At 70.3% G+C, this 12,310-nt stretch carries 12 protein-coding genes; 4 read left to right on the forward strand and 8 right to left on the reverse strand.

The features are described 5' to 3' along the window. Entirely contained in the window at nt 1–684 is a 684-nt protein-coding gene (locus JOC24_RS03360) for a PAQR family membrane homeostasis protein TrhA (protein WP_205018552.1), read from the reverse strand. Between the two features lie 208 nt (nt 685–892). On the opposite strand from JOC24_RS03360, the gene JOC24_RS03365 reads away from it, so the two are divergent. Then, entirely contained in the window at nt 893–2,719 is a 1,827-nt protein-coding gene (locus JOC24_RS03365; RefSeq protein WP_205018553.1) for a phosphoenolpyruvate carboxykinase (GTP), read from the forward strand. Between the two features lie 291 nt (nt 2,720–3,010). Here the strand turns inward: JOC24_RS03365 and JOC24_RS03370 are convergent, their stop codons facing one another. The 3 genes from JOC24_RS03370 to JOC24_RS03380 form a co-directional block, all read right to left on the reverse strand. Next, nucleotides 3,011–3,409 carry an SCO4983 family protein gene (locus JOC24_RS03370; RefSeq protein WP_205018554.1) on the reverse strand — a complete coding sequence of 133 codons (399 nt, stop codon included), beginning with the start codon at nt 3,407–3,409 and terminating at the stop codon, nt 3,011–3,013. An 83-nt stretch (nt 3,410–3,492) separates the two neighbouring features. Next, nucleotides 3,493–4,704 (reverse strand): pyridoxal phosphate-dependent aminotransferase, encoded by a 1,212-nt coding sequence (locus JOC24_RS03375; RefSeq protein ID WP_205018555.1) that lies wholly within the window; start codon nt 4,702–4,704, stop codon nt 3,493–3,495. Nucleotides 4,705–4,989: 285 nt separating this feature from the next. Next, nucleotides 4,990–5,802, reverse strand: coding sequence for an arylamine N-acetyltransferase family protein (locus tag JOC24_RS03380; protein WP_205018556.1), 813 nt, complete (start codon nt 5,800–5,802; stop codon nt 4,990–4,992). A gap of 196 nt (nt 5,803–5,998) precedes the next feature. Here JOC24_RS03380 and JOC24_RS03385 point away from each other — a divergent pair, with 196 nt between their 5' ends. Next, nucleotides 5,999–6,838 (forward strand): S1 family peptidase, encoded by an 840-nt coding sequence (locus JOC24_RS03385; protein WP_205018557.1) that lies wholly within the window; start codon nt 5,999–6,001, stop codon nt 6,836–6,838. Nucleotides 6,839–7,074: 236 nt separating this feature from the next. Beyond that, nucleotides 7,075–7,302 carry a hypothetical protein gene (locus JOC24_RS03390; RefSeq protein ID WP_205018558.1) on the forward strand — a complete coding sequence of 76 codons (228 nt, stop codon included), beginning with the start codon at nt 7,075–7,077 and terminating at the stop codon, nt 7,300–7,302. Nucleotides 7,303–7,366: 64 nt separating this feature from the next. On the opposite strand, the gene JOC24_RS03395 is transcribed toward JOC24_RS03390, so the two are convergent. From JOC24_RS03395 to JOC24_RS03405, 3 genes are all read right to left on the reverse strand, one after another. Further along, entirely contained in the window at nt 7,367–8,368 is a 1,002-nt protein-coding gene (locus JOC24_RS03395) for a helix-turn-helix domain-containing protein (protein WP_205018559.1), read from the reverse strand. A gap of 257 nt (nt 8,369–8,625) precedes the next feature. Further along, a complete protein-coding gene (locus JOC24_RS03400; protein WP_205018560.1) occupies nt 8,626–9,069 on the reverse strand; it encodes a peptidase inhibitor family I36 protein in 444 nt (147 codons plus the stop codon). 93 nt (nt 9,070–9,162) lie between these two features. Continuing rightward, a complete protein-coding gene (locus tag JOC24_RS03405; RefSeq protein WP_205018561.1) occupies nt 9,163–9,972 on the reverse strand; it encodes a hypothetical protein in 810 nt (269 codons plus the stop codon). 334 nt (nt 9,973–10,306) lie between these two features. Here JOC24_RS03405 and JOC24_RS03410 point away from each other — a divergent pair, with 334 nt between their 5' ends. Further along, nucleotides 10,307–11,251: an ArsR family transcriptional regulator gene (locus JOC24_RS03410; protein ID WP_307792619.1), complete on the forward strand. Its 945-nt coding sequence runs from the start codon at nt 10,307–10,309 to the stop codon at nt 11,249–11,251. A gap of 12 nt (nt 11,252–11,263) precedes the next feature. On the opposite strand, the gene JOC24_RS03415 is transcribed toward JOC24_RS03410, so the two are convergent. Beyond that, entirely contained in the window at nt 11,264–12,199 is a 936-nt protein-coding gene (locus tag JOC24_RS03415) for a ParB/RepB/Spo0J family partition protein (RefSeq protein WP_205018563.1), read from the reverse strand. Nucleotides 12,200–12,310 lie beyond the last annotated feature (111 nt).

A 12,310-nucleotide genomic window follows, 5' to 3' on the forward strand; every position in this document is an offset into this window, starting at 1 on the left:
TTACTGCTGGTAGGCGACCAGTGAGATGCCGACGTAGTGCACGATGAACGCCGCCAGGGTCAGTGAGTGGAACACCTCGTGGAAGCCGAACCAGCGCGGTGACGGGTCAGGGCGCTTGAGGCCGTAGATGATGCCCCCCGCGCTGTACAGCAGCCCCCCGACGACGACGAGGACGAGCACCGTGATCCCCCCGGTGCGCATGAAGTCCGGCAGGAAGAACACCGCGGCCCAGCCCATGGCGATGTAGCACGGGGTGTAGAGCCAGCGCGGGGCGCCGACCCAGAACACGCGGAAGGCGATGCCGGCCGCCGCGGCGCCCCAGATCCCCCACAGGAGCGGGCGGCTGGTGGACTCCGGCAGCAGCAGGAGGGTCAGCGGCGTGTAGGTGCCCGCGATGATCAGGAAGATGTTGGCGTGGTCGAGCCTGCGCAGCACCGCCTCGCCGCGGGGACCCCAGGTGCCCCGGTGGTAGACCCCGCTCACACCGAACAGCATGCAGGCGCTGAGTACGTAGACGGCGCAGGCGATCTGCGCGCGCGTGCTGTCGGCCAGGACGATCAGGGCGATCCCGGCGATGACCACCGCGGGGAACATCCCCGCGTGCAGCCAGCCGCGCATCCGTGGTTTGACCGGGACGGGGTCGGTGAGCTCGACGGGGCCGGACGCGGCGGCGGCAGAAGTCATATCCGCATGCTACCTACGCTTCCGTAGGTAACCGATCCGAGTGGCGATGCTCACGTGTGCGGCCCTCTGGACATATGGGCGAGTTGGTCGGATGATCAAATGAGTGCGGTCGGCACCGGATGAGCGCCAGGGGAATTCGAAGGGGTCAGCATCCGGGTCGCAGCCCCCACGGGGCCTGACAACACAACCCTCTCTACAAGGAGCGATCGTGGCGCGAGACATCGCGGCTCCCCTCTCTGTCCCCACTCGGCACCAGGAGCTCGTCTCCTGGGTGGACGAGATCGCCGCCCTCACCCAGCCGGACCGCGTGGTCTGGTGCGACGGATCCGAGGCCGAGTACGAGCGCCTGTGCGGGGAGCTCGTCGCCAAGGGCACCTTCACGAAACTCGACCCGGTCAAGCGCCCGAACTCGTACTACGCCGCGTCCGACCCGAGCGACGTCGCCCGCGTCGAGGACCGCACCTTCATCTGCTCCGAGAAGGAGGAGGACGCGGGCCCGACCAACCACTGGAAGGCGCCCGCCGAGATGCGGGAGATCTTCGCGGGGGAGAAGGGCGTCTTCCGCGGCTCCATGCGCGGCCGCACGATGTACGTCGTCCCGTTCTGCATGGGCCCCGTCGGCTCGCCGCTCTCCGCGATCGGTGTCGAGATCACCGACTCCGCGTACGTCGCCGTCTCCATGCGCACCATGACGCGCATGGGCCAGGAGGTCCTGGACGAACTCGGCACCGACGGCTTCTTCGTCAAGGCCGTCCACACCCTCGGCGCCCCCCTGGCCGCGGGCGAGGCCGACGTCCCGTGGCCCTGCAACTCCACCAAGTACATCTCGCACTTCCCCGAGGACCGGGAGATCTGGTCCTACGGCTCGGGCTACGGCGGCAACGCCCTGCTCGGCAAGAAGTGCTACGCCCTGCGCATCGCCTCCGTCATGGCCCGGGACGAGGGCTGGCTCGCCGAGCACATGCTGATCCTCAAGCTCACGCCGCCGCGCGGTGAGTCGAAGTACGTCGCGGCCGCCTTCCCGAGCGCCTGCGGCAAGACCAACCTGGCCATGCTGGAGCCCACGATCTCCGGCTGGACCGTCGAGACCATCGGCGACGACATCGCCTGGATGCGGTTCGGCGAGGACGGTCAGCTGTACGCGATCAACCCCGAGGCCGGTTTCTTCGGCGTCGCGCCCGGCACCGGCGAGCACACCAACGCCAACGCCATGAAGACGATGTGGGGCAACTCCGTCTTCACCAACGTCGCGCTCACCGACGACGGCGACGTGTGGTGGGAGGGGATGACCGAGGAGTCCCCCGCGCACCTCACGGACTGGAAGGGCAACGACTGGACCCCCGAGTCCGGCACGCCCGCCGCACACCCCAACGCCCGCTTCACCGTCCCGGCCGGGCAGTGCCCGATCATCGCGCCGGAGTGGGAGGACCCGAAGGGGGTGCCGATCTCGGCGATCCTCTTCGGGGGCCGCCGCGCCTCGGCGGTCCCGCTGGTCACCGAGTCGTTCACCTGGCAGCACGGTGTCTTCCTCGGGGCCAACGTCGCCTCCGAGAAGACCGCCGCCGCCGAGGGCAAGGTCGGCGAGCTGCGCCGCGACCCGTTCGCCATGCTGCCGTTCTGCGGCTACAACATGGGCGACTACATGAAGCACTGGGTCGAGGTCGGCGCCGACAAGGCGGACCAGTCGAAGCTCCCGAAGATCTACTACGTGAACTGGTTCCGCAAGAACGAGGCGGGCAAGTTCGTGTGGCCCGGCTTCGGCGAGAACAGCCGCGTCCTCAAGTGGATCGTCGAGCGGCTCGAGGGCAGGGCCGAGGGCGTCGAGACCCCGATCGGCATCCTGCCGGCCAAGGGGTCCCTGGACACCGAGGGCCTGGAACTCTCCGAGTCCGACCTCGGCTTCCTGCTCGACGTCGACAAGGAGGTCTGGCGCGAGGAGGCCGCGCTGATCCCCGGGCACCTCGACACCTTCGGCGACCACACGCCGAAGGAGCTGTGGGACGAGTACCACGCGCTGGTCCGCCGCCTCGGCTGACCCCTCGTGAACCCCGCGGCCGGGTCTCCACGACGTCCGCCCTGACCTGTGGGGTCGGCGGCCCGCCGCGGCCACGGCACCCGGAGCCCCCTCATGGTTCCGGGTGCCGCTTCTTTCCAGGAGACCTTCTCCTCGGGGACGCCGCCCCGTCACCGGGTGAACGTCCATGCACCGGCGACAACCTGGACACAGGACCTTCACTTCTGTCGGCCCGTGGCCGTGCCGCGTGCGGTCCTCGCGAGGGGTGTGGCACCCGGTCCACGCGTCTTCGCGACCCGTGGACCGGGGCCGTCAGGGGGTGCCGACCAGGACGGTCGGGGCGGTGGGTGCGGACAGGGCCGCGGTGTGCGCGTCCATGGCCTGGGCCGCGAGGATCGCCGCGGCGGTGTCGGCCCGGGACGCGGCCACCACGAGCGCCCGGCCCGCGAGGGCGTGGGCGCGGCGGTGCAGTGCGGCCGGGGACGCCTCGCTCCGCCCGGCGTGCCGGGCGGGCGGGGCGCCACGGAGCCGGGCCACCTGCTGGGCGACGCGGTCGCCCATGGCGGAGAGCCCCAGCTCGTCGGTGACGGCGAGCAGGGCGGCGAGATGTCCGGCGAGCTGGATGTCCAGCTCGTCCTCGCGGCTGCGGTGCGGGAAATCGGCGCTGTCGGCCGATGTGTGTACGGACTTGGTGCGGATCGGCTCGTACATGGATGGCCTCCTGATGATGCAGTAAGGCTATCCTATCTTGGATTTAGTCTAAAGTTGTGTCGGATCTGGAAGAGTCTGGTCACTCAGGGCTGGCTGTAGCCGTCCAGGAAGTTCCCGATACGCGTCACCGCGTCGGTCAGGTCCTTGGCCGGCGGCAGTGTGACCACCCGGAAGTGATCGGGTTCCGGCCAGTTGAAGCCGGTGCCCTGCACCACCATGATCTTCTCGGCCCGCAGCAGGTCGAGAACCATCTGCCGGTCGTCCTTGATCTTGAAGACCTTGGGATCGAGCCTCGGGAAGAGGTACAGCGCACCCTTCGGCTTCACGCAGGTCACCCCGGGGATCTGCGTCAGCAGGTCGTACGCCACGTCCCGTTGCTCGAGGATCCGCCCGCCCGGCAGCACCAGCTCGTTGATCGACTGCCGTCCGCCGAGCGCGGTGGCCACCGCGTGCTGCGCGGGCATGTTCGCGCACAGGCGCATGTTGGCCAGGATCGTCAGGCCCTCGATGTACGAGGAGGCGTGCGCCTTGGGGCCGCAGACCGCCATCCAGCCCGAGCGGTATCCCGCGATCCGGTAGTTCTTGGAGAGCCCGTTGAAGGTGAGCACCATCAGGTCGGGGGCGATCGCCGCGGTCGGGGTGTGCGTGGCGCCGTCGTACAGGATCCGGTCGTAGATCTCGTCGGAGCAGACGACCAGGTCGTGGCGCCGGGCGATCTCCGTCAGCCCGCGCAGCATCTCGTCGTCGTAGACCGCGCCGGTCGGGTTGTTCGGGTTGATGATCACGAGGGCCTTGGTGCGGTCCGTGATCTTCCGCTCGATGTCGGCGAGGTCGGGCATCCAGTCGGCCTGCTCGTCGCAGCGGTAGTGCACGGCCGTGCCGCCGGCCAGGGAGACCGATGCCGTCCACAGCGGATAGTCCGGCGCGGGTACGAGCACCTCGTCGCCGTCGTCGAGCAGCGCCTGCATCGACATCTGGATCAGCTCGGAGACGCCGTTGCCCAGGTAGACGTCCTCGACGTCGAGGTCGATCCCCTTGGTCTGGTAGTGCTGCATCACCGCGCGGCGCGCGGACAGCAGACCCTTCGCGTCGCCGTAGCCGTGCGCGCCCGAGAGGTTGCGCAGGATGTCCTCGAGGATCTCCGGCGGGCACTCGAAGCCGAAGGCCGCCGGGTTGCCCGTGTTCAGCTTGAGGATGCGATGACCCGCGGCCTCGAGCCGCATCGCTTCCTCGAGCACGGGGCCGCGGATCTCGTAACAGACGCCGGAGAGCTTGGTGGACTGGATGACCTGCATGTCAGCGAGCTTACGACCGCGTTTCGAGCGGTGCTCCCGGTTCGCGCGCCGGTTGCTCCCTCCGGGGGCGTACGGCGGCGCGCCGGGACTTCCATCGGCATGCCGCCCCGGCCGTGAACCGTGGGAACGGCCGGTCGGGGCGGCGCCGCGGCTTGGAATGCGGGCGTGAGGCACGGGACCGGGTGAGATGCGCCACGCGGGGGCGCGAGTCCGCCCGGTACGCGCCCCGGCGGCTCCTGGCCCCCGCCGCCCGCGCCCGGCGCGCGGACGGGGTGTACGCACCGGTCAGCCCGGCAGGACGGTCCCCTTGGGGAGGTGTACGCCGAAGTCCTCGGCCAGCACCCGCAGCACCTCGGCGGAGTCGGCCAGCTCCCGCTCCGCGACCGTACCGTCGTCGGCGGTCTCCACCAGCGTCCGCCCGGACAGGGCCCGGTGAAGCCCCGGCAGGGTGCGCTGGGCGTACACCGCCTGCCGGAACGGTGAGCGCGGGTTCGTCGCGATGTGCCAGTTGATGACCTCGTAGTCCGGAGCCTCGAAGGGTTCCAGGGTGAACTCGTACTGCGGCTCCCAGTAGCCGCCCTTCTCCGCCTGCAGCTCCCACATCTCCAGCGGTCCGTCGTGCGGGGCGTGCACCAGCCGGTGGTGGCGCGGGGTGTCGAGCAGCTCGGCGTCCACCACCAGCGGGATCGGCTCCAGCAGCGCGCCGTGCGAGCCGAAGCCGACATCGGCCAGCCAGGAGGCGGACTCCCCTTCCACGTCCACCTGCATCAGCATGTGCGTGCGGGGCCGTACGTCACCGGGCGCGGCGCCCACCACCACCCGCGCGGTCAGCAGTGTCACCCGGAATCCGAGCTGCGTCAGGACGGCGGCCAGGAGGGTGTTGTGCTCGTAGCAGTACCCGCCGCGCCCGCCGCGGACGAGCTTCTTCTCCAGGTCCGGGAGCGCGAGGGACGGGGCGCCGGCGAGGAGGGGCTCCAGATTCTCGAACGGGATGCCCAGCATGTGGGCGCGGTGCACGGACCGCAGCACCTCCACGGTGGGGCGGCGCTCCCCGGACCAGCCGATGCGGGCGAAGTAGGCGTCGAGGTCGAGTGTCATGCCCCGACACTACGCAGACACCTCAGGGGTTTCTCAAATGCCCTGACCGCGCCGGGGGTACGGGTGCCAGGAGTCGGGGGCGGCGGGTCCGGCGGCTTGATTTCGCCCCTTGTAGGACCTCCCTCCGTGCGGCAACATGCGCATGTCAAAAACCGGAAGAACTCCGGTGACAGACGCATCTGGAGGGGACCCTCACATGAACAAGCCTCTCGTCGGCGCACTTCTTTCCGTCCTGCTCCTCGGGGCGGGCGTCGCACCCGCGGCAGCGGCCACCGGCCCGGACACGGCCGAAGTCCGTGCGAAGGCCGTCACCTTCGCCGGCACGGTGGCCCTCAGCAACTGCTCCGGATCCGTCGTCCGGGCGCCCTCGTCGCAGCCGGGTGACCCCGCGCTCGTCATGTCCAACGGGCACTGCCTGGAGACCGGCTTCCCGGGCCCGGGCGAGGTCGTGCTCAACAAGGCGTCGACCCGCAGCTTCACCCTGCTGAACGCCGCGGGCAGCGGGGTCGGCACCCTGCGGGCGTCCAAGATCGCCTACGGGACGATGACGGACACCGACGTCTCGTTGTACCAACTGACGCGCACCTACGCCCAGATCGAGAGCTCCTACGGCATCAAGGCCCTCGAGCTCGACACCGCGCGCCCGGCGCAGGGCAGGGCGATCACCGTCGCCTCCGGGTACTGGAAGCGCACCTACAGCTGCGCCGTGGACGGCTTCGCGTACCGTCTCAAGGAGGGCTCCTGGACCTGGAAGGACTCGGTCCGCTACACCTCCGCCTGCCAGACCATCGGCGGTACGTCGGGGTCCCCGGTGATCGACGACGCGACCGGCAAGGTCGTCGCCGTCAACAACACCGGGAACGAGGACGGACAGCGGTGCACGGACAACAACCCGTGCGAGGTGGCCGCGGACGGCACCGTGACCGTCCGTAAGGGCATCAACTACGCCCAGCAGACGTACAACATGGTGCCGTGCATCGGCGCCGGCAACCAGATCGACCTGAACCGGACGGGCTGCGCGCTGCCCAAGCCGTGACGGTACGGGGCCGCCGTGGCCGGAGGCCGCCGGGCCCCGGCTACGGCGGCCTCCGGCTGTCGCGGGCCGACCCGGGACGGCGCCCCTCGGCCCCTGCAGGATCCTGCCGGGTGGTTGGCAGGAGGCTGCACCGCACCGCGGCCCCGCGCGGGTGCACCCGCTGCCAGACTTGCGGCTGTTGACCCGAGACGCCTCAGCTGTACGGGGACTGGGGTGCCGGGCGGGTTGGGGGGAACATGATGCGTGCGATCTTCGGCGGTACCGGTGGAACCGTCGCGGGAGCCGCCCTCGTGGCGCTCACGCTGGCGGGGGTGTCCTGGCCGGCCACCGGGCAGGAGGGGCGGACGGGCGTCACGGGGCCAGGTGTGCGTCCGCTGGCCGGTGCCGTGGAGTACCCGCCGAAGGACCCCTGCCGGGACCCGATCAACGGCTGGCAGGGAGGACCCGCCTGCACCAAGGGCTGACCGGCCCGGCGCGGAGGCCTGATGCCGGCGGTCCCCCCGGCACGACCGGAGGACCGCCGGCATCTCAGACCCAGCCGCGTTCGCGGGCGAGCAGCGCCGCGTGGGCGCGGTTCTCCGCACCCAGCAACTGCATCAGGTCCGAGATGTGACGGCGGTAGGTGCGCAGGGCGATGCCCGCCTCGCGTGCGCCGATCTCGTCCTTGCCGACCGTGCACATGAGGCGCAGCACCTTTCCCTGGACCGCGGTGAGCCCCGAGTCGCGCAGGCTCTCGCCACGCTGTTCGAGCAGGGCCGTGAGGTCGCCCGCCCCTGCCCAGAGCCTCTCGAAGTTGTTGACCACAGTGGTCACGATGCCCTCCTCCGTGGAACACAGAGCCCCTCTGGACGTGTTGCCGGGGTCGAGCGGCACCAGCGCCGTGCGGCGGTCGTAGACGAGCATGAGTTCGTCCAGCTCGTCCAGGACCCTGATCCGCGCGCCCGCGGCGGTGAGTTCCAGGAGGTAGGCGCGGGTGGGTCCGTCCTCCAGGGCGGTGCGGCGGATGAGACTGCGGCAGTTGACACCGCGGCGTAGGCAGCGCATGTCCAGCGGCCGGGAGTTCTCGATGTTCTCGGGCGTGAGCGCGTCGTAGGGTTCGGCGGCGAGCACTTCCTCCCGGGCGAAGAAGGCCAGCTCGTCGAGGCGTGTGCGGATCGCCTCCAGGCCGGTGAGCCGCTCGACGGGTCTGTGGTCCTCATCCGGTTCCGGCTCGGGGATCTCGCGGCCCAGCGAGTCCACGAGGGGGCGCAGACGGGTCAGCGAGCGGATGTCGTCGTAGAGCTCCTCGAGCCGTTGCTCGGCCAGGCGGGCCACCACCAGTTCCGGCTCGCAGGCCCGGGCCACGCCGTCGACCTCCTGGATGATCTTCAGTTCCCGCAGCCTCCGCACGGACCTGCGGGTCGGTTCGGCCTCGTGGCGGAGCAGGAGGTGGATGTCGTCCACCTCGATACCTGGATTGCGGAGCAGATGCCGGTAGACGTCTTCCTCGATGTGCGACAGTCCGAGTACGAGCATTTCGTGCTCAGCCAATGGGGACACTCCGTGGTGAACCGGTCGGCTCGGCGGGACCGAGTGACCTCCGGGTTTTCGACGGAGTGTAGAAGTGGCTCGACAGCCCGGTAAAGCAGTCCTTGGTGTCGGCGTGGCGATGGTGAACAGGCGCGAACAGCCCTGCGAAACAGTGGTGTTGGTGCCACGGGGCACACCTCGGCCCGCCGGGGGCGGGGCCGGCGGGCCGAGGTCGGTTCAGGTGCGCGGGACCGTTGTGCGACCGCGACCGGGAGCGGTCAGACCGCCCACTTGCTGCAGGCGGAGGCGTTGGCCCACGCGTGGCTGCTGATGTTGTTGTTCGCCGACGCGCCGTTGGAGAGGCGGTCGTCGGAGAGGTTGGAGGCCCAGCCCTCCGACCGGCTGAGGCAGATGTGGCCGCCGCCGTATCCGGTGGCGCCGTAGAACTTGACCTCGGAGTTGTTGCCGTTGTTCAGGATCGATGACGCCTTGTTGTCGTCCCCGCTCCGGAAGCTCAGCGCGGAGTCCCCCCAGTTCGAGTCGTCGCCGGAAGCGTGGCCGAGGTGTCCGTTGCAGTTGGTGCTGTCGTACGCGTACATGTAACCGGACAGGGCACCGGCCATGGCGTCGGAACAGTCCGCCGCCTGGGCGGAGGTGGCGGGGACGAGGGCGCCGAGGGAGGCCACGGCGACGGTCGTCAGAACGGCGAAAGCCTTGCGCATGAGGTGATGCTCCTTCATGTGTCGTTTTCCGAATGGATCCGCGACTGCTGTGCCGCGGAAATCTGGTCGTCGCTGTTGTTCTGCGGGGCGGGCTCAGCTGCTCCGGATATCCCGGGCACGGGTGAGCGCGGTCAGTCGCATGCGCTGGTACGCGGTGTTCTCTTTGTCGTATCTCTTCAGCAGCACGGACAGGTATTCACGCTCAAGGGCCCGCGCCGTCCTGCCGAGAGACGACTTCACGGCACACGTGGCCTCGGAAACCGCCAGATCGACCTCGTAGGTCCGCGCCTCTGTAGAAGTCATCTTCCCGGTGCGGGCGATCCGCTTCTCGCGCAGATCCTCCGGTGAGGAGAAATCAAGACCGGCCTTCTTCATGCAGGCCGACCAGGCGGTCACCGCTTTCTTCAGCCTCTCGTCCGCGAGGATGTCGGGCACATAGAGCGGCGAAAGTCCCGTGACGGTCTTCTTGGCCTCGAACCAGGTCTGCTGGTCTCCGTAGAGCCCGGTCCTGGCCTCGGCCCAGCAACCCTCCCGGGGGGTCTCGATCGTGCCGCCGGTCGGCAGGCCCACGCGCAGCACGTCGTCGTAGTCGCCGTTGAGAGCCGTGTTGTAGCGGATGCGGTCCTTTCGCGGGAGCGCGTTGGGGTACCGGACGTTGGGGTGCTCCCGACGGTCCTTCTCGGCCGCTTCGTCGAAGGGCCGGCCGTAGCCGTACTTCTTCGCCCACGCGACGTCGTCGTTCACGTAGCGGCCCGCTCTGCGGGCGTCCACGCCCGCCACCGGCCCCACCCAGTACGTGAATCCCTTGTTCTCCATGCACTTCTTGACAAGTGCGTACTCGGCGTACTCGATTTCCATCTCCTCCGGAACGGTCAGGTCCCGGAGTTCGCTGTCCGAAATCACGACCGTGCGACTCTTCGGCCGATTCTCCGCGTCCGTCTTCCCGCTTGTGTCGGCACCGCAGCCGGCCACGGCGCAGGCGGCTGCCGCGACGGCAGCGGCTATGGAGATCTTCCGCCTCATGTGAGCGCGCCCCCTACGGCTGATGCGGCGTAAGAGCCGCGTTCAATTGCCCTGGAAGTATCTCGGCCGCGAGTATGCGGAAACAGGGTTTTCGGCTCTGCTTGAAAAGCGCAGGGAAATCGGGGGGACGAGAATGCTTCGCATACATTTCACCGCCGCGGATCTGACGAGGGTCCGGGTGGCGGCATCCCCCGACCCGCTGTGGGAGGTCTGTATGAGCCTCCACCGCCTGCGCACCCGGCAGGCACGCCGGCCCTATGCCCCCTGGTACCGCGCTGCCCGCACCCGGCTGCACGAGGGCGGTCTCTCCGGCGCCGTGCGGAGCCTGCTGCTCCCGCTCGTCCCGCGGACGGGCTACTTCCCCGACTTCCTCACTCCCGCCGAGTCGGCCGAAGGCCTCGACGCCGGGCTCAAAGGGATCCTGGCGACCTCGCCGGACCGTGTGCTGGACGAGGCGCGACGGCTCTCCCGCGCGGGTGGCGGACCCTCCTGGGGTGCCCGCCTCGCCGAGAAGGAGGTCCGGAGCCGTCTGACGCGGACGATCCGCGCCTACCACGACGCTGTCGTCGCCCCGCACGGCGACGAGATCCAGGCCCGGTTCGAAGCCGAACGGGCGGTCCGCGCCCGCACGTTGCTCGACGGCGGACTCGACGGGCTGCTGCGCACCCCGGGCAGCGGAGCGGAGTGGAAGCCGCCCGTGCTGACCGTCGGCTATCCGGTCGACCGTGACCTGTACCTGGAGGGCCGGGGGCTCCGGCTGATTCCCTCGTACTTCTGCCGGGGGAACCCGGTGGCCCTGGCCGACCCGGGGCTGGAGCCGGTCCTGGTGTACCCGCTGGGGCACGAGTCGCCTCGACGGCCGCCTCCCGGGGGCCAGGGCGAACCACTCGCGGCACTCATCGGGCGCACACGCGCCGCCGTTCTGTCCGCCGCCGCATCCGGGACGGGCGCCACGACAGGTGAACTCGCCCTGGCGGCGGGGGTTTCCGCCTCCTCCGCCAGCCAGCACGCCACCGCCCTGCGCAACGCGGGGCTGCTGGTCAGCCGCCGTCACGCCATGTCGGTCCTGCACACGCCGACCCCGCTGGGCTCCACGCTGCTGGCAGCCGACCGGCCCGCTGACAGCAGCCCGGGCCGGCCGCCGGCCGAGGTGGGATGAGGGAAGAGGGTGTCAGGCGGCGCTGTCCGCCTCCGGGACGACGTACTCCCCGAAGCGCGCCCACCCCTCGGCACAGGCGCGGGCGATCAGGTGCAGCGACTCCCGCGAGTGCCCCGCGGTCGACCCCGCGATCGCCTCGGCCTGCTCGGTGAACGCCAGGGTCGCGGACGCGAGCCGCAGCAGAGCCCGGCCCTGGCTGCTGTACCTCAGTGACGGGTCCCGTACCAGGCGGTCCAGCTGCTCCCGGACCGCCGCCGGGGAGACGGGGCCGGAGGGGGCGGCCACGGGCGCGGCCGGCAGCGGGGGCGGCTCGGGGGTGGCGGTGCCGTCCTCCTCGGCCAGCCGTCGCCGCACGTCCAGCGCCGTCCCCACGGAGATGCCGGCCTGCCGCGCGACCGTACGCAGACTCGCCTCGGGCTCCCGCCGCATGATCTCCGCCGCGATCCGCCGCCCGGGCTCCGCGGAGAGGGGGCGACGCCGTCCGTCGCGGCCGGTCCGCATGTCCAACTGCCGCTCGTCACCGGTTGGACGCCGCCGCAGAGCCGCGACCGTGCGGGGCGCCACTCCGCAGACCGACGCGATCCACCGGTCCGACCGGTGCGGATGCGAGGCCAGGATGCGTGCGGCGGCCGTCGAGCGCTCGTGCCCGCCAAGGGGCAGTCCCCGGCCGTTGTTGAGGCGTACGGCGGTCACGAAGGCGTCGGCGTCGGAGCCCTGGAACCAGAGCGCCGGCAGTGTCCGCGCACCGTTCAGCCGGGCGGCCGCCAGGCGGTGCCTCCCGTCCACGATCCGCATGGTCGACCGCTGGACCAGGAGGGGCGGCAGGTCGTCGAAGCTGTCGGCGAGTGACTGGACGTGGGAGAGGTCGAGTCCGCGCAGTCGTGGCGAGTCCCCGATCCCGAGGGCCGTGACCGGAAGCATGACCGTCCCGTCGGGCTGTGCCGTCAAGGGCTCCTCCGAACCGTGCACGGGGGCGTGAGTCCTGAGGGACGACGATTCCACACCGCACGGCCCGCGGGCCGCCTCCGCGTCGGCATCTTCCGGTCCGGCCCTTGCAGG

This window comes from Streptomyces sp. HB132 (genome assembly GCF_016909575.1).
Taxonomy (GTDB): Bacteria; Actinomycetota; Actinomycetes; order Streptomycetales; family Streptomycetaceae; genus Streptomyces.